This is a genomic window from Nocardiopsis sp. FIRDI 009, from assembly GCF_003386285.1.
Classification (GTDB): domain Bacteria; phylum Actinomycetota; class Actinomycetes; order Streptosporangiales; family Streptosporangiaceae; genus Nocardiopsis.
In genome coordinates, this window is the sequence record NZ_QPNC01000035.1 from 24,834 (window position 1) to 46,677 (window position 21,844).

The 21,844-nt window shown below is 70.9% G+C and carries 16 protein-coding genes; 7 read left to right on the plus strand and 9 right to left on the minus strand.

Annotation, left to right across the window (positions count from 1 at the left end; all coding sequences use genetic code 11):
• Positions 1-95 precede the first annotated feature (95 nt).
• Positions 96-1,361: a diaminobutyrate--2-oxoglutarate transaminase gene (ectB, locus tag DVR05_RS24200; RefSeq protein ID WP_116248215.1), complete on the minus strand. Its 1,266-nt coding sequence runs from the start codon at positions 1,359-1,361 to the stop codon at positions 96-98.
• An 89-nt stretch (positions 1,362-1,450) separates the two neighbouring features.
• Positions 1,451-1,975 carry a diaminobutyrate acetyltransferase gene (gene ectA, locus DVR05_RS24205; RefSeq protein WP_255423121.1) on the minus strand — a complete coding sequence of 175 codons (525 nt, stop codon included), beginning with the start codon at positions 1,973-1,975 and terminating at the stop codon, positions 1,451-1,453.
• A 768-nt stretch (positions 1,976-2,743) separates the two neighbouring features.
• On the opposite strand from ectA, the gene DVR05_RS24210 reads away from it, so the two are divergent.
• Together DVR05_RS24210 and DVR05_RS24215 are read left to right on the plus strand one after the other, a co-directional pair.
• The gene (locus DVR05_RS24210) at positions 2,744-3,007 is read left to right on the plus strand and encodes a WhiB family transcriptional regulator (RefSeq protein WP_116248217.1); all 264 of its coding nucleotides are present in this window, start codon (positions 2,744-2,746) and stop codon (positions 3,005-3,007) included.
• A 311-nt stretch (positions 3,008-3,318) separates the two neighbouring features.
• Entirely contained in the window at positions 3,319-3,996 is a 678-nt protein-coding gene (locus tag DVR05_RS24215; RefSeq protein ID WP_116248218.1) for a copper resistance CopC family protein, read from the plus strand.
• A 114-nt stretch (positions 3,997-4,110) separates the two neighbouring features.
• On the opposite strand, the gene DVR05_RS24220 is transcribed toward DVR05_RS24215, so the two are convergent.
• On the minus strand, positions 4,111-4,872 hold the full coding sequence (locus DVR05_RS24220; RefSeq protein WP_116248219.1) for a PP2C family serine/threonine-protein phosphatase: 762 nt from the start codon (positions 4,870-4,872) through the stop codon (positions 4,111-4,113).
• An 801-nt stretch (positions 4,873-5,673) separates the two neighbouring features.
• On the opposite strand from DVR05_RS24220, the gene DVR05_RS24225 reads away from it, so the two are divergent.
• Positions 5,674-6,951 carry a glycosyltransferase gene (locus DVR05_RS24225; RefSeq protein WP_116248220.1) on the plus strand — a complete coding sequence of 426 codons (1,278 nt, stop codon included), beginning with the start codon at positions 5,674-5,676 and terminating at the stop codon, positions 6,949-6,951.
• 137 nt (positions 6,952-7,088) lie between these two features.
• The gene (locus DVR05_RS24230) at positions 7,089-8,036 is read left to right on the plus strand and encodes an anti-sigma factor RsbA family regulatory protein (RefSeq protein ID WP_116248221.1); all 948 of its coding nucleotides are present in this window, start codon (positions 7,089-7,091) and stop codon (positions 8,034-8,036) included.
• 89 nt (positions 8,037-8,125) lie between these two features.
• Here DVR05_RS24230 and DVR05_RS24235 read toward each other — a convergent pair whose 3' ends face one another.
• The gene (locus tag DVR05_RS24235; protein ID WP_116248222.1) at positions 8,126-8,473 is read right to left on the minus strand and encodes an STAS domain-containing protein; all 348 of its coding nucleotides are present in this window, start codon (positions 8,471-8,473) and stop codon (positions 8,126-8,128) included.
• Positions 8,474-8,570: 97 nt separating this feature from the next.
• Positions 8,571-9,344: an ANTAR domain-containing response regulator gene (locus DVR05_RS24240; RefSeq protein ID WP_116248223.1), complete on the minus strand. Its 774-nt coding sequence runs from the start codon at positions 9,342-9,344 to the stop codon at positions 8,571-8,573.
• Between the two features lie 155 nt (positions 9,345-9,499).
• Between DVR05_RS24240 and DVR05_RS24245 the strand changes: the two genes are divergently transcribed.
• A complete protein-coding gene (locus DVR05_RS24245; protein ID WP_116248224.1) occupies positions 9,500-10,669 on the plus strand; it encodes a GAF domain-containing protein in 1,170 nt (389 codons plus the stop codon).
• A 138-nt stretch (positions 10,670-10,807) separates the two neighbouring features.
• Here DVR05_RS24245 and DVR05_RS24250 read toward each other — a convergent pair whose 3' ends face one another.
• A complete protein-coding gene (locus tag DVR05_RS24250) occupies positions 10,808-11,446 on the minus strand; it encodes a two-component system response regulator (protein ID WP_116248225.1) in 639 nt (212 codons plus the stop codon).
• 6 nt (positions 11,447-11,452) lie between these two features.
• The gene (locus tag DVR05_RS24255) at positions 11,453-15,874 is read right to left on the minus strand and encodes a HAMP domain-containing protein (RefSeq protein WP_116248226.1); all 4,422 of its coding nucleotides are present in this window, start codon (positions 15,872-15,874) and stop codon (positions 11,453-11,455) included.
• Between the two features lie 347 nt (positions 15,875-16,221).
• On the opposite strand from DVR05_RS24255, the gene DVR05_RS24260 reads away from it, so the two are divergent.
• Positions 16,222-18,414, plus strand: coding sequence for a SpoIIE family protein phosphatase (locus DVR05_RS24260; RefSeq protein WP_116248227.1), 2,193 nt, complete (start codon positions 16,222-16,224; stop codon positions 18,412-18,414).
• A gap of 210 nt (positions 18,415-18,624) precedes the next feature.
• On the opposite strand, the gene DVR05_RS24265 is transcribed toward DVR05_RS24260, so the two are convergent.
• Both DVR05_RS24265 and DVR05_RS24270 read right to left on the minus strand, forming a co-directional pair.
• Positions 18,625-19,017 carry a hypothetical protein gene (locus DVR05_RS24265; RefSeq protein WP_116248228.1) on the minus strand — a complete coding sequence of 131 codons (393 nt, stop codon included), beginning with the start codon at positions 19,015-19,017 and terminating at the stop codon, positions 18,625-18,627.
• 285 nt (positions 19,018-19,302) lie between these two features.
• Positions 19,303-19,908: a response regulator transcription factor gene (locus DVR05_RS24270; protein ID WP_116248229.1), complete on the minus strand. Its 606-nt coding sequence runs from the start codon at positions 19,906-19,908 to the stop codon at positions 19,303-19,305.
• A gap of 168 nt (positions 19,909-20,076) precedes the next feature.
• Between DVR05_RS24270 and DVR05_RS24275 the strand changes: the two genes are divergently transcribed.
• Entirely contained in the window at positions 20,077-21,765 is a 1,689-nt protein-coding gene (locus tag DVR05_RS24275) for a S1C family serine protease (protein ID WP_116248230.1), read from the plus strand.
• Positions 21,766-21,844 lie beyond the last annotated feature (79 nt).

A 21,844-nucleotide genomic window follows, 5' to 3' on the forward strand; every position in this document is an offset into this window, starting at 1 on the left:
TGTCTGGTCCATTGAACACGGTCGGGGGCCGGTCGACTTCCCGAATCGGGGAGGCCGACCGCCCCCGTGACCGTTCGCCCCGCAGAGGGCGGGTACTACACCGGTTGGGCGACCTTCACGGCCGCGCGGGTGGCGTCGGCCATGATGTCGAGCCCCGCGGTCAGCTCCTCCTCGGTCGTGGTGAGCGCGGGAAGGAGCTTGGCGACCTCGTCCTCGGGACCGGAGGTCTCCAGGAGCAGACCGCGCTCGAAGGACTCGGCGGCGACCCGCTTGGCGATCGAGGTGTCCTCGAAGCCCAGACCGCGGGCCAGGCCGCGGCCGCGCACGTGCGCGCCGACCTGCGGGAACTCGCCCGCGATCTCCGTCAGGCGGGCGGCGACCATGTCGCCCTTGGCCTTGGTGGCGCGGGCGAAGGAGTCGTCACTCCAGTAGCGGCGCAGCGTCTCGGTGCCGGTGACCATGGCCGGGTTGAAGCCGCGGAACGTGCCGTTGTGCTCGCCCGGGCCCCACACGTCCAGCTCGCGCTTGAACAGCGTGAGCGCCATCGGCAGACCGTAACCGCTGATGGACTTCGACAGCGTGACGATGTCCGGGGTGATCCCGGCCTCCTCGAAGCTGAAGAAGTCGCCGGTGCGGCCGCAGCCCATCTGGATGTCGTCGACGATCATGAGGATGTCGTACTCGCGGCACAGCTCGGACAGTCCCCGCAGCCAGCCGGCGCTGGCGGCGTTGATGCCGCCCTCGCCCTGGACGGTCTCGACGATGACCGCGGCGGGCTTGTCGAGGCCGCTGCCGCTGTCCTCCAGCAGGCTGCGCAGCCAGAGGAAGTCCGGCGTCTGGCCGTCGAGGTAGTTGTCGAACGGCATGGTGGCGACGTGGTCCAGCGGGACTCCGGCGCCGCCGCGCTTCATGGAGTTGCCGGTCACCGCGAGGGCGCCCAGGGTCATGCCGTGGAAGCCGTTGGTGAAGTTGACGATGGTCTGGCGACCGGTGTACTTGCGGGCCAGCTTCAGCGCGGCCTCGACCGCGTTGTTGCCGGCGGGGCCGGGGAACTGGACCTTGTAGTCCAGGCCCCGGGGTTTGAGGATGATCTCCTCGAAGGTTTCCAGAAACTCCCGTTTCGCGACACTGTAGGCATCGAGGCTGTGCACGATCCGGTCGTCGGTCAGGTACTCGATGAGCGAGCTCTTCAACTCCGGGTTGTTGTGCCCGTAGTTGAGGGACCCGGCCCCGGCGAAGAAGTCCAGGTAGGGCCGGCCGTTCTCGTCGTAGACGTGGCTTCCGAGGGCCTTGTCGAAGACGACCGGCCAGTTCCGGCAGTATCCGCGGACTTCGGACTCGAGGCGCTGGAAGGTCTCCATCGTGGGTTCCTTGGTTCCTTTCCCCAGGTTCGTGGGCTCAGGGCTGTGACGACGGGGTGGTTCAGGATCGGTCGATCCGGTGCGGACGGTCAGGCACGCTCTTGACTCGTCCCCTCCCCGAAGGGGCCGATACGCACGAGTTCCTCGGGTTCGTGGGGAGCCCCGCCCTCCTGCGGGAAGTGCTCTCCGGTGAACAGAGGACTCCACTCGATCTCCGCGTCCCGGTCCCGGGCGAACGAGGCGAACAGCGCGCGTGAGGCGGTGTTGTCGGGTGTGACGGTCGCTTCGAGATAACGCAGTCCCATGTCGGCGAACCCGTCGCCGACGAAGTCGAGCATCCGGCGGGCCAGCCGCTGTCCGCGGAAGGCGGAGTCCACGGCGACCTGCCAGAGGAAGTACGTGTCAGGGCTGTCGGGTCGCACGTATCCGGTGACGTAGCTGGCGAGACGACCGGCGTCGTCGTAGCCGATGACACTGGTCTTCGCGAAGTCACGGCACCAGAGCGTGTAGGCGTACGGGGAGTTGACGTCCATCCCCGCCTCCCCCGCCAGCCGCCACATGCGCGGCCCGTCCTCCGCGGTGGGGTGCGTCAGACGCACGTCCCCACGGCTCACGGCCCCTGTGGTGCCGGAGCCGGTGGCCCCGCCGTCAGTTCGGTCGTGTGCTTGGAGGTTCGTTCGTAGATGTGGCACGTCGATCGAATTTAGCGAACGAATGTCAATGACGTTTCAGAGAGACTCCGCCTAGATGTTTCATCAGATCAACATCGGGTATGGTTCGTTCATTTATCAGCATACAACCGCCCTGACCAGGGCTTTCGCGGAAGGGAGAGCGGGCTGCCCGGCACCCGCGAGCCCCCCGCCCATCTGGGACTTCGACCCTCCGGCCGGGGGTGGGACCCGATGTGCGCCCACTCGGCCCACTCCGTGTGGCGGGCAGCACTCAGGGTCAAACATAGAGCCTCATCAAGCAATATTAACAGTGCGTTAAGTCACATCAATTCGGTGGAAACCTCGCGACATAACGCCTCCGGCGCGCACCCCCCGCCCCGGAACCGCGCGCCGACTCCCCCGAAAACCGGCCCTGGACAGGGACTTCCCCTCCGCGTCGCCGCCCGACACCCCTCCGGCGCCCCGCCCGCGCCACCCCGGCGCACACCCCGCCGCGCCGACGCGACCGCTCGACACCCTTGATGTCTCGCCGACTTTCCACCAGACTCCGTGTAGTACTACATCAGGTCGTACTACACTTAGTCGCATCGCTTCGCCGCAGACCAGAGGGGTCGAGAACCCGACAGCCGTGGTGAGGACGAGGACTCGCCCGCCGTGCGACCCACGGTGCGGCCACTGACCACGGATCGCAGCCACGGATCGGAGGCGCACGTGAACCGCCTTTACCACGAGAGCGAGGACTGGGTCGAGCAGGGGAACTGCCGTTCCCATGACCCGGAGATCTTCTTCCCGGTGAGCAGCACCGGGATCGGGCGCGCCGACACCGAGCGGGCCGTCGCCGTCTGCCGCAGCTGTACTGTTCGCCAAGAGTGCCTGCGGTGGGCCCTGCGAGCCGGAGAGGCCCACGGCGTCTGGGGCGGTACGACCCCGGAGCAGCGTCGCTACATGCGGCGCGAGTTGGTCCCGGCCTCCTGAGGCGATGGCGGGGGTCGTCGGGTGCGAGGGGGATCGCACCCGGCGGCCCCCTTTTTACCGCGTACCCGGCCCTTCCGGGCCCGCGACAGCGCCCCCGACACGGTCACCGCAAGGACGGAGAGGGAACTCGCCCGAGGATGCGGTCGACTACGTGGGGAGAGCACCGCGGGGGTCGTGCCGAGGGTCGCGCGGCCGGGCGGGGATCCGCAGAACACGCCCAGGGTGTGTGCGGAACATGCCCTAGTTTCGAACACGTGCGACCCGGCCTTCTCCGCCGGTGCGCGTACCGACCCCGAGCACTGGGAGAAGAGATGGCGTCCACCGAGACCACGAACACCCACGACGGCACGGCACCTCGCCGCCTCCCCCGCCTGATCGCCGCGGCCGCGCTGACCGCGGCCGGGCTGGCGCTGGCCCCCGCGCCCGCCCTCGCCCACGACGTGCTCACCGGATCCTCGCCGGAGGACGGCGCCACCCTGGACGCCGCGCCCGAGGAGATCGTGCTGACCTTCAACAACGCCCCGATGGCCTCGGACAGCGCGAGCGACATCATCGTCACCGGCCCCGACGGCGAGCAGTACCAGGACGACGAGCCCCTGGGGTTCGACGAGCTGGACGTGACCACGGGCCTGCTCCCTCTGGACCAGGCGGGCGAGTACACGATCGGGTTCCGGGTCGTCTCCTCCGACGGCCACCCCATCCAGGACACGCTCACCTTCACCCTGACCGAGGAGGCCGCAGCCGAGGCGGCGCCGGCGGCTGACCCGACCGCGGAGAGCGCCGACGAGGGCGCCGAGAGCGGTGACGAGCCGACCGGCCCCGCGGAGGAGACCTCGATCGCGGCCGACGAGGCGGCGGCCGAGTCCGACGGCTCGTCGGCGACCACGATCGTGATCGTGGGCGCCGTCGCCGCAGCGGTCATCGCCCTCGGAGCGATCGTCCTGTTGGCGGTGCTGCTGCGCTCCAGGTCGCGCGGCGACCAGGGCTGACCCGGCGGCGGGATCGGGCACCGCGGCCCCGGGCCCGGCGGAGGCCCGGAACACGACGGTGGGGCCCGGACATCGCGTCCGGGCCCCACCGTCGTTCTCGCACTGGACCGCCGGTCACCTGCGACGCGCGAGCAGGATGCTGATGTTGTCCTTGCCGCCCGCCTCCATCGCGGCCTGCCAGAGCGCGTGCACGGCGGCCTCGTCACTGCCCGCCTCGGCGATCATCCGTTCCATCTCCTCCGGGAGGACCAGATCGGACAGACCGTCGCTGCACATGAGCCAGGCGCTGGGGTCGGCACCCTCGTCCCGACCCACGTGCGGGACCATCGCGCCGCCCGCGCTGCCGCCGAGGGACTGGGTGATGAAGTTGGTGGTGACCGGACGGCCGTCCTCGGAGGGCGGGAGCGCGGGCGAGTCGTCCTCGGAGAGTTGGCGCAGGTGGCGCCCCTCCAGGCGGTAGGTCCGCGAGTCACCGACGTTGAACCAGAAGTTGCCGTCGTTGTTGAGCAGGACACCGGCGACCGTGGTCCCCATGCCGGAGAACTCGGTGTGCTGGGTCGCGTGGTCCTTGATCTCCTCGTCGATGTTGGTCAGCAACTGGGCGATCTCGTCCGGGCCCTTGAGCCGTGGCCCGACCTCGGCCATGCGGTGCACGGCGTGTTCGGAGGCGATCTCACCCGCGGCCTGGCCGCCGATCCCGTCGGCGACCGCGAGGATGACGGGCTCGCTCACCGGCAGAACGCAGCGGACCGGCGAGGTCATATTGGCGCTGGCGACGGTGAGCGCACCCATGACGACGGAGTCCTCGTTGGCGGGACGGACAGCGCCCCGGTGCGTGAGGGCCGTGACAATGACTTCCCCACCAGCGACACCCATACGCCCTTCCTCCGTTTCGTCGGCCGTGGCCGGTTGCCCGGCGCACGGCGCCGGACGTTGCTCGAGTCCCGTTCAACGTGTGGATTCTGTAACCGTACCGAGGTACCGGCGGAGACGGTCAAAATCCGCGTACATCATGGCGGAAAACACCCGGATACGCAGTTCCCACGCGGATTGTCGCCGCCGAAAGTGTCGTGGCCGATGAGCCGGTGGTGAGCGAGGTCCAGTCCTGTTGTTCCTGTCCGACAGTAGCGGCGCGGCCCCCACCGCGACAGTGGGGATCGGACGAGAACGGGAAGCCACAGTACAGAGAGCCCCTCCGGGGTTACGGGCAGCCCCGAAGCCCCCTTTGGCGCGGTCAGGGACCCCCTGTCACGTTGTGACTCACCTGACCGTCTGGCAGAATGGGTGCCGTTGGGTGTCTAAGACGCAGACACACACGGCCCCGCCCCGAGCGTTGACCCGAATCCGGGTTCGCACGGTGGCTCGCTCTCCCTACCGGTCGTTTGGTGTGGTTCCCGTGCGTCTGCCCTCCCTTCTTCCTTCCTCTCCACCGCCTGGCTCCCGTGTGCCCTCCGTGCGCGCGGTGATGAGTGCTGCCCGCAGGCCCCCGCCCGCGTCACGCGACCGCCCCACCGCTCCCTGACGCGCCCGGCCCCGCCGACGCGCTCCGCTCCAGGACGGGCCCGAAGGACGGCCCGTCGACCACCTCTCCCTCCCGGGTGGCTCCGACCCCGCTCCGGAGTCCCCTCGGGCCCATCCACGACGGACACCCTCTCTTTGTCCAAGGAGTCCAGATCAGTGAAGATCGCCATGGTCGCCGAACACGCCAATCCCCTCCCCGCCCACCGGGGGGAACCGGCCTGCCCAGCGAGCCTGCACGCCTGCGCCGTGTCCCGGCAGCTCGCCAAACGCGGCCACAAGGTCACGGTGTACTCGCGCCGAAGCGACCCCGACCAGCCCGACGGCCGCACCCGGATGTCGCGCGGGGTGTCCGTCGTCTACCTCGACGCGGGACCGGCCCGGTCCCTCGCCGGTGACGAGGAGACCGAGCACACCGGAGCCTTCGGGACCGCCCTCGCCGCCGCCCTCGACGAGGACGTCCCGGACGTCCTCCACGCCGTCGGGTGGACCAGCGGGCTGGCCGCCCTGCACGCCCAGGCGCACAGCGACCGGGACCAGAGCGACACCCCGATCGTCCAGACCTTCCACTCGCTCAACGCCAGCGAGCAGCGCTCCGGTCTGGCCGACCGGCCCGAACGCGCCCGCATGGAGACGATCCTGGCGTCGCGCGCCGACCACGTCCTGGTCAACTCGACCGACCAGCAGGGCGAGCTGGCCCGGCTCGGCGTGCCCCGCCACCATGTCAGCGTCGTCCCGTTCGGCGTGGACACCGACCACTTCAGCGTGGAGGGCAGCGCCTCCTCCGAACCCTGGCAGACCCGTCGCGAGGAGCGGCCCCGGCTGGTCTCGGTCACGTCCCTGTCCGGGCCCGGCGGCGCCGACCGGCTCGTCGAGGCGATGACCCGGCTGCCCGAGGCCGAACTCCTGATCGTGTCCACCGCCAAGGACCGTGACGTGGCCCTGGACGAGGACGCCCGCGACATCGAGCTGCTGGCCAAGGAGGCGGGCGTGGACGACCGCGTCCACCTGACCGGCCCCGTGGAACGCAAGGAGCTGCCCCGGCTGCTGCGCTCGGCGGACGTGTACGTGTCGGCGGCCTCCTACGACCCCTACGGCGGGGCCGTCGTGGAGGCCATGGCGTGCGGCCTGCCGGTGGTCGCCACCGCCACGGGCGCGGTCCCCGGCGCGGTGCTGCACCGCACCAGCGGCGTCCTGATGCGGTTCGGCCGCCCCGACGAGGTGGCCCGCGCCGTGCGCGCCGTCCTGAACACGCCGACGATGAGTTCGGCGTACGGCATCGCCGCCGCCGACCGCGCCCGTTCCCGGTTCACGTGGCAGCGCATCGCCGTGGAGACCGAGATCGCCTACCAGCGCTCCCTGCCCCAGACGCCGGAGCACGAGGAGGCCGACGAGGACGAGGTCGAGGGCGTCCTGCTGTCGACGGCCGCCCACTGAACCGTGTCCCCGTTCCCTCCGCACACACGCCAGCGGTCCCCCGGCGTCTCACCCGGGGGGCCGGGCGCGGAGTGGGTACACCTCAGACGACGGCGCACCCGTCAGGGCGCCGCTCCCCCGAACGCGAACCCTCACCGATGACCTTCGAACACCAGGGACTGCTCTTCCACCGCGAGCAGAGGTTCCACGAGGTGGCCCAGCAGCGGTTGCGCTCCGCCGTACGCGAGAACGCCCACGCCGTGCTCGCCGTCAGCCCGCGCCGTGTGACCGCGCTGACCGAGGGCCTCAGCGACCCGGAACGGACCCGGGTGCACGTCACCGACCGCGCCGAACTCTACACCGCGCCGGGACGGACCCTGGCCTTCCTGCACCGGCTGGCGCTCATGCACGACCCCTCGCCCGTGGTCGTGGTCGCCGAGCCCCCGCTGACCGACGGCTCGGCGATGGAGCTGCGGGAGTGGCTCCGCCTGGAGTCCGTACTGTCCACCGCGTTGGCCCCGATGCCGCTGCGGTTGCTGTGCGTGCACGACTCGCGCGGCCTCGCCCCGCCCGTGCGGTCGGCGGTACGCGCCACCCACCCGGTGCTGGTGGGGCCCGACGGCCCCCGCCCCAACGGCGGGTACCTGGGGACGGCGGCGTTCGGGGTCCGGCCGACCGCACCGGAACCGCTTCCGGTCACGGGGCCCGTCCACCAGTTGGAGATCGGGCAGTCCCTGCCGCGGCTGCGCCGGGATCTCACCGGCCTCGGGCACGCGGCGGGCTGGCCGGACGCGAGGGTGGACGACCTGGTCGTGGCGGTGAACGAGCTGGCCGCCAACGTGTTGGAGCACGGAGCGGGCAAGGGCACGGTGACGCTGTGGCGCGCGCCGGGGCGGTGGGTGTGCGACGTCTTCGACGAGGACGGCGGCCTCATCGACCCGCTGACCGGCTACCGGCCGGCCGACGGGACGCGTCCGCGCGGCTACGGGCTGTGGATCACCCGGCAGACCTGCGACTTCCTGGAGATCAGCGGAAGCGCGGCGGGGTCGTTGGTCCGGCTGCACTTCCTCGACCGGGTGGAGTCCCGGGTCGAGGGCCTCGGCTGAGGGCGGTCGGGGCCACCGGCGGGCGAGGATCCCGGCCTTCGGGTGCCCGACCACGGTCCGCGGCGAGGCAGAGGGCCGGAACGGAGGGTCTACGGTCGGAGCGAGTCCGCCGCGGCGCCGGTGCTCGCCATGATCGGGATGACCTGGTCGATTCCGGCGATCACGAACAGGCGGTGGACCTGCTGCTGGGGTTCGGCGACCACGAGGCCCACGCCCCGGTCGCGGGCGTGCCGGTAGGCGGCGACGAGCACACCGATACAGCGGGAGTCGCAGAAGGCGACCTTGGCGAGGTCGACCACCACCCCGCCGGTCCGGTCCTCGGACAGGACCCCGTCGAGGACCTCCGCCAGGGCTGGGGAGGTCACCGCGTCCATCTCCCCCACCGGGGTGACCACGATGACGCCATCCTCGCGACGGATCGAGATGTCTGACGTCACTCTCGGCTCTCCTTGTCGTTCCGGGACGGCCCCGGAAGCCCATCATCCCCGTTTTCGGTCACGCTCCGGACTCATCGGTGTGAGGTTGGCTCCGTGTTCACCGACCGTCCGACCGCGGGCTCCGTGTCCGCGCCGGGGTGCCCGTGTTCTCGCGGACCAGGTCGCGTGCCACGTCCACGACCTTCATCCGGTTGCGCTGGGCGACCTCGCGCAGCGCCGAGAAGGCGGTGTCCGCGTCGCAGGCACGCGCGTGCATGATGATGCCCTTGGCCTGGTCGATCACTGTCCGAGCGGACATCGCCCGGCGCATGTGCGCGGTCTCGCGGGCCACGTCGGCCTGGCGGCCCACGCTGAGCAGGGCCACCGCCGCGTGCTCGGCGAGCAGGGCGGTGAGGGGGACGACCACGTCCTCGTCGAAGGCGTCGGCCCGGCCGGAGTGCACGCCGAAGGTCACGACGCGGTCGTCCTCGCCCTCGTCCCCGGGGATGAGACTGGGCTGTGTGACGGACGAGCGGTCGCCGCACTGCACCGCCATGCTGGTGTAGCGGGGCCAGCGGTGTTCGCGCAGGACGTCGCCGACCCGCACCTGGCGCATCTCGCGCACCGCCTCGACCGTGGGTCCCTGGTCACTGGTGTACTGGTACTCGAACGCCTCGGACAGGTCGGCGTGCGAGGCGCCGTAGTCGGTGACGACGTGCCGGGCGGACCCGTCGGGCCCCGCGACCTCCCGCCAGACCACCACCAGTGCGGCGGAGCATCCGGGCACGCCCAGCGCGGCGGCCCGGCTCATCTGGTCCAGGGCGCGTTCGAGGGTGGTGTTCTCGGTCTGTCCCAGCGCCCCGATGTCACGGGCCAGGCGTTCGATCCACACCGTCCCACCTCACTTCCGCCACCGTGCCCGCCTCTAACGGTAACCGTGGCGGGCACCGCACCTCACATCGGTTAGCGTCGGTGTGAGACAACGGTGTCGGGGCAACCTGACGGGCACCACCGAAGACACGATCAACGACGACCGGAGAGCTGAGCGTGTCGGACAACCTCGCCGGGCTGCGCAGGGAGATCACCGCTCTGGGAGAGCGCGTGGCCGCCCTCGGCAGCACCCACGCCATGTACCCCGACGACGCCCAGAGCACGGCCGAGGCGGCGCTGGCGGAACTGGAGTACGCCGAACGCCTGCTGGGCGAGGCGGACGAACTGCTCAGCCGGGCACGCCCGGAACAGCCCGGCCCGCGCCGGTCGGGCGACGACGGCGACCGCGTCCTGCTGCGCGCGATGTTCGCGGAGCTGAGCGTGCCCGTGGTGCTGCTGGACCACGACGGCTACATCCGGCGGATCAACAACGCGGGGGCCGCGCGGCTGGGCAGCGCTCCCGGCTACCTCACCGGAAAACCCTTCGTCCACTTCGTCGACCTGCGCAAGCGCGCGACGATGCAGTCGTGGTTGGCCTCGGTCCTGCGCGGGGACGGCACCGCCTCGCTGGAGTCGCGGCTGGCGCAGCGCGGCTGGGCGGAGGACGTGCACCTGACCCTGACCCGGTTGGAGCTGCCGACGGAGGCGCACCCCCTCGTCCTGGTCGCGATGTCCCCGCCGATGAGCGGTTCCGAGGAGGAGGGCCCGGCGCCGCTGGAGCCGGAGGTGGAGGACCAGGTCGTGGTCCTGGCCGCCCGGCGGTTGGACGTGCTGACCCGGATGACGCGGCTGCTGCTGCGCAGTGCGGGGCCGGGCGGCAAGGGTGAGCCGCTCGCCCTGGCGGACGCCGCCGAACTGCTGGCGGACTCCTACGCCGACTGGGTGATCCTGGACGTGTGCGACCTGCCCACCGGCCCGCGCGCGGCCAGACGCGCCGCGGTGGCCGGGCCGCCCGACGCACCGGAGGAGCTGCGGGCGGAGGTGGCGGCGGCGCCGTGCGACTCGGCCGTCCCCGGCGAGGTGCTCGGCAGCGGACAGTCGCAGCTGTTCCCGCTGATCGAGGAGGAGGACGTCCTCGGGTACGCGGAGTCGGGGGCGCCGCTGCTGGCGGCGCTGGGCGCGGGGTCGCTGCTGTCGGTGCCGCTGCGCGGGAGCCGGGGGGTGCGCGGCGCGCTGACCCTGATACGGCGCAGCAACCGGGGCAGCTTCCGCCTCGCCGACCTGGGCCTCATCGAGGAGATCGGCGAGCACATCGGCCTGGCGCTCCCCCCGCGCCCCTCCCCCTGAGCGAGGGGCGTACGGGGTTCCGCAGGAGGAGCCGAGCCGCCGGGGAGGAACGAGCCAGGCGAAGGGGACGACGAAGAATCCCGGTTCTCCACGCCCCGAGCCCCGGCCGAGTCCGCGAGGCCGCACGGGCACAGCCCGTCACTCCGGGCCGTACAACGTGTCCACCAGTGTGGACAGCTGGCTCACCGAACGGTCCATCCGCCGCACCCCGTCCACCAGCGGCTGGTCGGTGTCCTGGTAGTTGGCCATGATGTGCTCCCGCAGCGCGGCCAGGTCTCCCTGGACCTGGTGGGAGCGTTGGGCGAGCCGCTCGGCCAGGACCCGGCCGGGCTCGCCGGTCTCCTGACCGAGGTCGCGTTGCAGGCTGCGCGCCTGCTCGCGCATCTGCGCCTTGAGCTGGTGGAGTTCGACGAACACCTCCACCTTGGAGCGCAGGACCCACGGGTCGAACGGCTTGAGCAGGTAGTCCACCGCGCGGGAGGCGTAGCCGCGGAAGACCTCGTGCCGGTCGACCTCCTGTGCGGTCAGGAAGATGATCGGCACGTCCTTGGTCTTGTCGCGCTGCTTGATGTGCGCGGCCGTCTCGAAGCCGTCCATGCCCGGCATGACCACGTCGAGCAGGATGACCGCGAAGTCGGTCCCCAGAAGGTGCTTGAGCGCCTCCTCACCTGAGCTCGCCCGGACCAGGTTCTGGTCGAGGGAGGTGAGGGCCGCCTCCAACGCGATCAGGTTCTCTTCTCGGTCGTCCACGAGAAGGATGTTGGCCTTCTGGGTCACTGCTCGTTACTCCAGGTCCTCTGTCGGGGCGGTGCCGACGCCGTCGGCGTCCCCGTGCGGGTGGTCTCCGCCTCCGGTGCGGGTGTCGTCGTCCGTGGCGCCATTGTGCCCTCTGGAGGGTTCGGCCGCGTCGCCGCCCCCGGACCCGCTGGTGTCGGCGGCGGCTCCGGCGGCGGTCTCCGACGGGTCGGCGGTCAACCAGCGCCGCATGACGTCCAGCAGGTGGTCGAGGTCGACCGGCTTGGTGACGTAGTCGGTGGCGCCGGCCGCCAGGCTGCGCTCCCGGTCGCCCTGCATCGCCTTGGCGGTGAGGGAGATGATCGGCAGGTCCTCGAACTGGGGCATCTCCCGGATCGCCCGCGTGGTCGCGTTGCCGTCCAGCTCGGGCATCATCACGTCCATGAGGACGAGGGAGATGTCCTCGTTGGCCTCCAGCATGGCGATGCCGGAACGGCCGTTGTCGGCGTACAGGACCTCCAGGCCCTGGGCCTCCAGGGCACTGGTGAGGGCGAAGACGTTGCGGACGTCGTCGTCGACGATGAGGACCCGCTGTCCGCTGAGGACGGCGCGCCGTTCGGGGTCGGTCCGGGCCTCGGCGCGCTCACCGCCGGTGTCGGACTCCTGCTCGCTCTCGGCGGCGGGTTCGGGGGTCTTGAGCACCGGGACGCTGGGCAGCGGCTCGTTGCCGATGTCGGTCAGGGCGGCCAGGGCCGCGTCGAAGTCCTCGTCGGGCATGACGTACTCGCCGTCGCCCCCGCCGTCGGTGAGCGAAGTCTGGGTACCGGCGGACCCCAGCGCCGGAACCGTGTCCACACCGGTGGTCTCCTCACCGCGCTCGCCCGCGTCCTCGGGCAGGCGCACCGGGAGCAGGAGGGTGAAGGTCGACCCCTGGTTGGCCACGCTCTGGACGCGGATCTCACCGCCCAGGAGCCGGGCGAAGTTCCGGCTGATGGACAGGCCCAGGCCGGTGCCGCCGAACCGCCGCGACGTTCCGCCGTCACCCTGGTGGAAGGCCTCGAAGATCACCTGGAGCTTGTCCTCGGCGATCCCGATGCCGGTGTCGGCCACGGTGAACGCGATGACCTCCTCGTCCTCCATGAACATGTCGAGGTCGGCGTCCTCCAGCGCCCACGCGGGCTCGATGAGCAGGCGCACCTCGCCCTGCGGCGTGAACTTCACCGCGTTGGACAGCAGGTTGCGCAGGATCTGCTGGAGGCGCTGTTCGTCGGTCCACAGGGTGCTGGGGATGTCGGGTGAGACGTCCACCGCGAACGCCAGGCCCTGCTCCCCGGTGACCGGGCGGAAGGTGGCCTCCACGTAGTCGACGAGCTGGGCGATGGACACCTCGCTGGGCTGGACCTCGGCGCGACCCGCCTCGACCTTGGACAGGTCGAGGATCTCGTCGATGAGCAGCAGCAGGTCGCTGCCCGCCTTGTGGATGGTCTGCGCGAACTCGACCTGCTTGGGCGAGAGGTTCTCCTCGGCGTTGTCGGCCAGCAGGCGGGCCAGGATCAGCAGGCTGTTGAGCGGTGTGCGCAGCTCGTGCGACATGTTCGCCAGGAACTCCGACTTGTACTTGGAGGAGACCTGGAGCTGGTGGGCGCGCTCCTCCAGGGCGTTCCTGGAGCGCTGGATCTGCTGGTTCTGGAGTTCGATCGCCCGGTTCTGGTTGGCGAGCTGGGTGGCCTTCTGGCGGAGTTCGGCGTTCTTGCCGCGCAGCTCCTCCTGCTGGCGCTGGAGCTCGTTGGAACGCTCGCGCAGCTGGCTGGTGAGCTGCTGGGACTGTTCGAGGAGGTACTCGGTGCGGTTGTTGGCCAGGATGGTGTTGATCGTGGTCCCGAGCAGGGCGACCAGCTGGCGCAGGAAGTTCTTGTGGATCTCCCGGAACTCCTCGTAGGAGGCGAACTCGATGACGCCGAGTGAGCGCTCCTCGGAGATGATCGGGAGGATGTACAGGTACCGGGGTTCGGCCTGGCCGAGGCCGGACTGGACGGTGACGTAGCCCGGCGGGATGTTGCTGACCTGCTGTTCGATCTGCTGTTCCAGGGCCTCGCCCGCCAGGCCGACGCCCTTGCGGATGCGGCGGCGGCTCTCGTCGGGGGAGAACCCGAACCCCGCGTAGAGGCGGAAGACGTCCTGGTCGCCCTGCTCCTCGGGCAGGTAGCAGGCGCCGTGCTGGGCGTTCAGGAGCGGCGTCACCTCGGTCATGATGAGGCGGGCCAGCTCGTGCAGGTCCCGGTGGCCCTGGATGTGGCCGGAGATGCGGTTGAGGTTGGACTTGAGCCAGTCGGCGTCCTGCTGGGTGGCGGTGGTCTCGCGCAGGTTGGACACCATCAGGTTGATGTTGTCCTTGAGCTCCTCCATCTCGCCGCGGGTGTCGACCTGGATCCGGCGGGTCAGGTCGCCCTTGGCCACGGCGTTGGCGACCTCGGCGATCGCCCGCACCTGGGTGGTCAGGTTGCCCGCCAGGCCGTTGACGCTGTCGGTGAGCTGCTTCCAGGTGCCGGAGACGCCCTCGACCTTGGCCTGACCGCCCAGCTGGCCCTGGCTGCCGACCTCGTGGGCGACGCGGGTGACCTCCGTGGCGAACGCGGAGAGCTGGTCGACCATCGTGTTGACGGTCGTCTTGACCTCCAGGATCTCGCCCTGGGCGTTGACGTCGATCTTCTTCGTCAGGTCACCGGCGGCGACGGCGGTCGTGACCTCGGAGATGTTGCGCACCTGCGTGGTGAGGTTGTGCGACATCGAGTTGACGTTCTCGGTGAGGTCCTTCCAGATCCCCGACACGCCCTTGACGTCGGCGCGACCGCCGAGCTTGCCCTCGGTGCCCACCTCACGGGCCACCCTGGTCACCTCGTCGGCGAAGGCCGAGAGCTGGTCCACCATGACGTTGATGGTGTCCTTCAGCTCCAGGATCTCGCCCTTGGCGTTGACCGTGACCTTCTTGGTCAGGTCGCCCGCCGCGACCGCGCGGGTGACCATCGAGATCTGCCGCACCTGGTAGGTCAGGTTGTTGGCCATCGAGTTGACGTTGTCCGTCAGGTCCTTCCAGACCCCGGAGACGTCGCGCACGTGGGCCTGTCCGGCCAGTTTGCCCTCGGTGCCCACCTCGCGCGCCACCCGCGTGACCTCGCTGGCGAAGGAGTCCAGTTGGTCGACCATCTTGTTGATGGTGTCCTTCAGGTCGAGCATCTCGCCCTGGGCGTCCACGGTGATCTTCTTGCTCAGGTCACCCTTGGCGACCGCCGTCGTCACCTGGGAGATGTTGCGGACCTGGTAGGTGAGGCTGTTGGCCATCGAGTTGACGTTGTCGGTCAGGTCCTTCCAGATCCCCGACACGCCCTTGACGTTGGCCCGGCCGCCGAGCTTGCCCTCCGTGCCGACCTCGCGCGCCACCCGCGTGACCTCGTCGGCGAACGAGTCGAGCTGGTCGACCATGGTGTTCACGGTGTTCTTCAGGGCCAGCATCTCACCCTGCACGTCGACCTCGACCTTGCGCGTCAGCTCGCCCCGGGCGACGGCGGTGGTCACCTGGGAGATGTCGCGCACCTGGTTGGTCAGGTTGTCCGCCATCGAGTTGACGTTCTCGGTGAGGTCCTTCCAGATGCCCTGGACCCCGCGCACGTTGGCGCGACCGCCGAGCTTGCCCTCGGTGCCCACCTCACGGGCCACCCTGGTCACCTCGTCCGCGAACGTGGACAGCTGGTCCACCATCGTGTTCACGGTGTCCTTGAGGTCGAGCATCTCGCCCTGGACGTCGATGGTGATCTTCTTGCTGAGATCGCCTCGCGCGACCGCCGTCGTCACGGCGGAGATGTCGCGCACCTGGTTGGTGAGGCGGGAGGCCATCTGGTTGACCGACTCGGTGACCTCGCGCCAGGCTCCGGAGACCCCCTCGACCTGCGCGCTCCCGCCGAGCTTGCCCTCGGTGCCCACCTCACGGGCCACCCGGGTGACCTCCTCGGTGAAGCCGCTCATCTGGTCGGCCATGCGGTTCACGGTGGTGGCCAGGCGCAGCAGGTCGCCCTTGAGCTCGCCCCGGCGGCCCTCGGTGGAGGCGCGGCGGCTGAGCTGGCCCTCGGCGACGGAGTCGAGGACGCGGGCGACGTCGGTGACGGGTTCGGCGACCTCGTCGAGCAGGTCGTTGAGGGCGCGGGCGCTCTCGCCCCACGCCCCGCGGGAGGGGTTGACCGCGACGCGCTCGTGCAGCCTGCCCTCGTCGCGGACGACCTGGCCGACGCGCTGCAGTTCGTTGCTGAGCTGCTCGCTGTGGTCGACCACCTCGTTGAAGACCGAGGCGATCTCCTTGATCGTGCCGCTGCCGCGCTGGCGGAGGCGCACGCTGAAGTCGCCGTCCCGCATGCGGTACAGGGCACTGAGAATCTCGTCGAGTTGTTCCTCAGCCAGTTCCTTGGCCGCGTCGGGCATCGAACCCCTCCTGCTGGTCGTTCCACCTCGGCTTCCCACCCGTGCACGCTGGCGGCCCGGGTCCGCCGGGGCGGAGTCGGCCGCGCGTCGGTCCGCCGAGTGGGGCTCGTGGCCCTTCGCCCGGCGACACCTCACGCTACCGCCGCGCCATACCACCCGAAAGAAGCGGATGTGTCGGTGACTTAGACTAGCTGGCCGTGGTGCCCGGCACAGTCGGGTTGACCATGTCGGTCTCCCCGACGGCACCCCGCCGTATCCGCGCCTCCCGGGGCGCGCCTCCGGCGTATCGTTGCAGTGGCAGGCGTACTCCCCGCCGCCCACGCCCAGTGACGAAGGACTTGCACGTCTTGCCAGTACACGACGCGTCGAAGGTCGCCCGACGAGACTTCCCGCCCGCCCCGGAGACGGCCGCCGCGGCGCGGGAGTTCATCCACGACACCCTTCTGTCGTGGGGTGCGCCGGAACCGTTCGACGACGTGATCCTCCTGGTCAGCGAGCTGGTCACGAACGCCGTGGTCCACGCGCGCTCGGCGCTGGAGGTGGCGGTGCGCCGGATCGACGGCTGTATCGAGGTGATGGTGACCGACTCGGCGCCCGACCGCGCGGTGCCGCAGGCCGGTCCGCTGAGGATCGAGACCGCCCCGGCGGGCGGCGACCGGAGGCAGGGCGGCCTCGGGCTGGCCCTGGCCTCGGCGATCGCCTCCAGCTGGGGGGTGAGCTACGGGCGTGAGGACAAGGCGGTGTGGTTCCGCATCGAGGACGCCGCGCGGCCGTCGTCGCCGTCGCTGGAGTCGCCCCCGGTGCGCAGGGGCACCACGAACAGCCGCCCGGCGCGCAGCGCGTGGTCGTCGCTGGACGCGGCGCTGAACTCGCGACTGAGCCTGCGGCAGCTCCTGGAGCGGACCGTGGAGTACGCGGCGACCGCGCTGGGCGGGGACGCGGCCTACATCGCGCTGGCCACGTCGGACGAGACGATGTGGGAGGTGCGCGCGGCGGTCGGGCTGACCGTCGACGGCTCCCCCTGGCGCACCCTGCGTGTGCGTACCGAGGAGACCTTCCCCTCGGCGGCGCCGGAGCCGGGGCCGACGATCAACGACGACCTGATGATCGCCCGCGCCAACCGGGGGCGGCTCTCCCGGGCGGGGATGCGCTCCCTGGTGACCGCGCCGCTGATCGTGGACGGCCGGGTGACGGGCCTGCTGGGGGTGGCGTCGAAGCGCACGCGGCACTTCGGCCCGGCGGCGGCGCAGCGGCTCCAGGACGGGGCGGACCGCATCGCCCTGCCGGTGGAGCGGGCCCGTCTGGCCGAGGTGGAGCTGAGCCGCCGTGCGTCGCTGAGCTTCCTCGCCGAGGCGAGCGACCTGTTGGCGGGCACACTGGACGAGCGGATGACCGGGGCCCTCGCGGCGCAGCTGATCACGTCCCGGCTGGGCCGGTGGTGCGCCATCCACACCACCAACGACCTGGGTGTCTACCAGTTGACGCACGTGGTGCACCGGGACGAGAACCTCAACGACATCCTGCGCGATCTGCTGTCCGGTGAGCCGCCGCGCGAACAACGCGAGCCGCGCCCCCTGTGGACCCCGGCCGAACTGGCCGAGGAGGGGCTGGCCGAGGAGCTGACCCGGGAGCTCACGCACGGTCCGGCGATCAGCATCCCCCTGGTGGCGCACGGTCGGGCGCTGGGCCGGATGACGATCGGCAACAGCGAGGCGGACGACTTCACCCGCGACCAGGTGGACGTCGCCGACGACCTGAGCCGCCGGGTGGCGTCGGCGATGGAGAACGCCCGGCTGCACGAGCGGCAGGCGGCGATGAGCGGTGCGCTCCAGCGCAGCCTGCTGCCCGCGAAGGAGAAGGAACCGGTCATCCCGGGTGTGGACCACGCGGTGTTCTACCGTCCGGCGGACGAGAAGAACGTGGTCGGCGGGGACTTCTACGACGTGTTCGCCGCCAGCGGCCGGTGGTGTTTCGCGGTCGGCGACGTGTGCGGAACGGGGCCGGAGGCCGCCGCGATCACGGGGCTGGCGCGGCACACGCTGCGGGCGCTGGCCAGGGAGGGGTTCTCCCCGGCGCACATCATGCAGCGGCTGAACATGGCGATCCTGGACGAGAACACCTCGACCCGGTTCCTGACCATGCTCTACGGGGAGATGACCCCGGCCACCGACAGCGGCGGCGGGATGCGGGTGCGGATGGTGTCGGCGGGGCATCCGCTGCCGCTGCGGCTGAACCAGAAGGGCGAGGTGAGCTCGTTCGGGTCGTCGCAGCCGCTGTTGGGCGCGTTCGAGGACGTGGGGTTCGAGACCGAGAGCGTGGACCTGCGGCCCGGCGAGGTGGTGCTGGCGGTGACCGACGGGGTGACCGAGCGGCGGAGCAACTCGGACATGCTGGGCGACGAGGGGTTGAAGGAGATCTTCTCCGGGTGCGCCGGGCTGACCGCGCAGGCGGTGATCAGCCGGATCGACCGCGAGCTGGAGGAGTACGCGCCCGGCGGGCACACCGATGACACCGCGATGATGGTGCTGCGGCTGCTGTAGCCTCTGCGGGCTCTCCAGCGGTGGGCCCGACCGTGTCGGAACCGCGCCCATCGAACCCCTGCTCCCACCGGCGAACACCGGAGGCCGACCGGAGAAGCACCCCGCCGCGCGGTGGTGGACGCGATCCGCTACACGGGAGGACGCGATGCCGTTCGCCAACGGGCGTGGACGAGCGAGGGCCTCGCTTCCCGACCCTTCTCAAACACGCTCTCAGAGAGCTCCCCAGGGGCGGTACCCACACCCCATCGCAGCGCAGCGGCCGTCAGCGGGATGACGCCTGTGCATATAGGTCGGAAAATCGACGCTCAACATGACGAGGGTGTCGTCCAGACCGTTCGGAACCTCATAATCAGGGTCGAAGTCCATGAAGGCCCAGATATCGGCGTCGCCCCTCTCGTCGCCCGTCATCGGTCCGATCCGGGTGATGAGCCACGGCATGTGGTTCTGGGACCAGACGCGGTCCCCCGCACCCACGCGATGGCCGTCCGCGGTCACGAACTCCTTCCGCGCCAGGCGCCCCTCCCCCTCGTCGCCGCCAGACGGGGATTTCATCATCAGCCACAGGATCACGCCGACGACGGCGACGAGCAGCAGGAACTCCACGGCCTTTCACCACACTTCCTCCGCACGAGACCGGCGGTGGTAGGCGCTTCTCCGGTCAACCTGATGAAATCATCACCGCCATCGACTGTCCATATTCTCCCGGTTATTTCTGCAGGAACACGATGAAGCAGAAAAATACGTCGACCCTCTGGTCAGGGGGAAGAAAGCACGAACCCCGGAAGGCAGCTGATCGCGCGACCGCTCACCTCGTCGCATGACCGGGCCCAGGGCGGCCGACGCTCCCGCCGAGCATCCGCGAGGCCGTCTCGCGGGCACGGGGATCCGCTACAGCCAGCCCATGTCCTGGGCGGTCCGGATGGCCGCCATCCGGTTGTCCGCCCCGGTCTTGCCGATGGCGTTGGACAGGTAGTTGCGCACGGTCCCCTCGCTGAGGTGCAGCGACCGGGCGATCCGCGCCACGGTCGCCCCGTCTGAGGCCGCCCGCAGCACCTCCGTCTCCCGGTCGGTGAGGGGGCTCTCCCCGCCGACCATCGCCGCGGCGGCCAGGTCGGTGTCGATGTACCGTCCGCCGTCGTGGACCCGGCGGATCGCCCCGGCCAGCTGGTCGGCGGGGGCGTCCTTGGCCAGGAAGCCGCGCGCGCCGGAGGACAGCGCCCGGCGCAGGTACCCCGGGCGGCCGAAGCTGGTGAGGATGACCACCCCGCAGCCGGGCGCCTCCTCACCGAGCCGCCCGGCGACCTCCAGCCCCGTGGCCCCGGGCATCTCGATGTCGAGGACGGCGATGTCGGCACCGTGTTCGCGGACGGCGTCGACCACCTGGTCGCCCCGACCGACCTCGGCGACGACCTCCAGGTCCTCCTCCAACCCGAGGAGTGCGGCGATCGCTCCCCTGACGAGGTGTTCGTCATCCGCCAGAACGATCTTGATCAAGGACTGCCCTTCCTTTGCGCCACGGTGGCAAGGGGACGCTATCGTGCCGGGAAGGACTGCGTCACACGGACTCGAAACCCTGCCATATCGCTCTCTCACCCTGCTCTAACCCGCGCGAACCATCATGGGGCCTGTCAGCAGGGATCGTCCCGCGAGTCGGAGGCTGAGTTGAACCCCAACGAATCGAGTGCAGGCACGGCGGCCGGGAACGAGGAGCCCGAGTACCGTCCAGCCGAGCCCGCCGACCAGCCCGAGGCGTCCGGCCCGGCCGGGGAGCACTCCTCCCGGGACGACGACGCCCAGCAGACCGCACCCGCCGACCGGGGGGCGGGGAGCGACGTCCCCGGCGCGGTGTCCGACACCGCGCCGGACGCCGTGTCCGGTCAGGAGACCGGGCCTCGGTTCGTCCCCACCGGTCCCGCACACGACTGGGCCGGCCCCGAGACGTCCGGTCAGGCGGCCTACACCTACCCGGCGCCTCAGCCGCACGGCGCCGAAGGCGCCTGGTCCACCGGCCCGAGCGGGGGCCCGGCCGGTGGCCACCCGGGCGCGTACGCCCACCACCCGGGCGGGCCGGTGCCGCCGCACGGCGGTCAGGGGGGACCGGGCGGTGACGGCGCGGCGTTCTCCGGCGGCCACCCCGGTTTCGGCGGACCGGGGGGAACCCAGGGGCCGGGAGGACCCGGTGGGCCCGGCGGCCCCGGGCAGCCGCCGTTCGGCCACCAGGGGCCTCCTCCGGGTCAGGTACCGCAGCCCGACAGGCCCCGCGGAGGACGCGTCGTCACCGTCGCGGCGATCACCGCCCTGATCACCAGCCTCATCGTGGGTCCGATCGCCGCGGCGGGCACCGCCTACCTGCTGCCGGGCGGAATGTCGTCCCCGATCAGCTCGCTCAGCGGCGAGCAGGGGTCGACGCCCACCGAGGGCGAGGTCAGCGAGGTCGCCGAGGCCGTGCTGCCGAGCGTGGTGTCCATCGAGACCGTCAACGGCAGCGGCAGTGGGGTGATCATCTCCTCCGACGGCCAGATCCTCACCAACGCGCACGTGGTGGAGTCCGCCCGGGAGGGGGCACTCCAGGTGACGTTCAACGACGGCACCTCCGCCCGCGCCGAGATCCTGGGGGTGGACACGGTGTCCGACATCGCGGTGATCCAGGCCGAGGGCCGCACCGGCCTCGAACCGGCGGTGCTCGGCGACTCCGACCAGGTCGGGGTGGGGGCCGACGTGATCGCGATCGGTTCGCCGCTGGGCCTGTCCGGCACGGTGACGGCGGGTGTGGTCAGCGCGCTGAACCGGCCGGTGAACACGGGCGTGACCGAGGGCGAGTCCGGACCCACCTCCACGGTGATCAACGCCATCCAGACGGACGCCGCGATCAACCCGGGCAACTCCGGGGGGCCGCTGGTGAACATGAACGGCGAGGTCATCGGGATCAACACCGCGATCGCCGCGATCTCGCAGGACAGCGGATCGGTGGGCCTGGGGTTCGCGATCCCGGTCAACCAGGTCCGGCCCATCGCCGAGCAGCTGATCGAGGAGGGCTCCGCCAGCTACGCCGCGATCGGGGCGACCATCACCCGCAGCGCGGTGGGCGGAGCGGAGATCGTGGGGGTCAACGAGGGCAGCGCCGCCGAGGAGGCGGGACTGTCCGCAGGCGACGTGGTGGTGTCCGTCGACGGGGAGACGGTCTCCTCGCCCGACCAGCTCATCGCGCTGATCCGTTCGCACCGGCCGGGTGACGAGGTGACCTTCGGGGTCCTGGAGGGCGGCACCGGCAGCCCGCAGGAGGTGAAGGTGACGCTCGGGGAGCAGACCTCCTCCTCGGTCAGGTCGGGCACGGACGGTGTCAACGACTGAACCAGGCGACCACGGTCGTCCCTTCCCAGGGGCGGCCCCGGGTACGGGGACCCGGGGCCGCCCCTCACCGTGCCGGGGT

Excerpts from the sequence above, each read along its gene's own strand:
- ectB (WP_116248215.1), bottom strand. The coding sequence starts at position 1,361 with ATGGAGACCTTCCAGCGCCTCGAGTCCGAAGTCCGCGGATACTGCCGG.
- DVR05_RS24215 (WP_116248218.1), top strand. The coding sequence starts at position 3,319 with ATGGCGTCCACCGAGACCACGAACACCCACGACGGCACGGCACCTCGC.
- DVR05_RS24220 (WP_116248219.1), bottom strand. The coding sequence starts at position 4,872 with ATGGGTGTCGCTGGTGGGGAAGTCATTGTCACGGCCCTCACGCACCGG.
- DVR05_RS24230 (WP_116248221.1), top strand. The coding sequence starts at position 7,089 with ATGACCTTCGAACACCAGGGACTGCTCTTCCACCGCGAGCAGAGGTTC.
- DVR05_RS24255 (WP_116248226.1), bottom strand. The coding sequence starts at position 15,874 with ATGCCCGACGCGGCCAAGGAACTGGCTGAGGAACAACTCGACGAGATT.